Annotated in this window: 1 protein-coding gene; it reads left to right on the top strand. The window is 55.1% G+C overall.

The window, feature by feature from the left end; genetic code table 11:
• Nucleotides 1-124 precede the first annotated feature (124 nt).
• A partial coding sequence (locus tag D7Y13_RS45570; RefSeq protein WP_208734771.1) for a hypothetical protein occupies nt 125-385 on the top strand: 261 nt, incomplete at its 3' end.

Genomic DNA, 385 nt, shown 5'->3' on the forward strand with positions numbered 1-385 from the left:
ATGCAGCCCGATCGCGAGCTTGCGGAATGGTATCGCTTGGTCGCGGCCAGCAAGTAATCGAGTGCCGCCCAATTATTTGCAAATTGAGCAAAATTAAAGAGAGCAGAAATCACGAGGCGGCAAAGTGCGTAATCCTCTTCAGCGACTCAAAGCGTTTCCCTGGCTGGAACTGGCGCAGGCGGCAGCAGTGGCAAGCGTCCTTGATACGCTGCTGGCGATCGGCTTATCCAACGTCGCCGCTTTGCAGGAAATTGCGGTCATGCTGTTTAGTCCGCCGCTCGGTCTGCTGATGATTGTGGCGATCGCGTTTGGAACCGGAGCGCTTGCCGTTTATGTAATGGAGCGACTGCATCGCCAGGTTTTTTTGAATGCGGGCGTTCTGTGG

Origin of the sequence: Corallococcus praedator (genome assembly GCF_003612125.1) — a bacterium.
Classification (GTDB): domain Bacteria; phylum Myxococcota; class Myxococcia; order Myxococcales; family Myxococcaceae; genus Corallococcus; species Corallococcus praedator.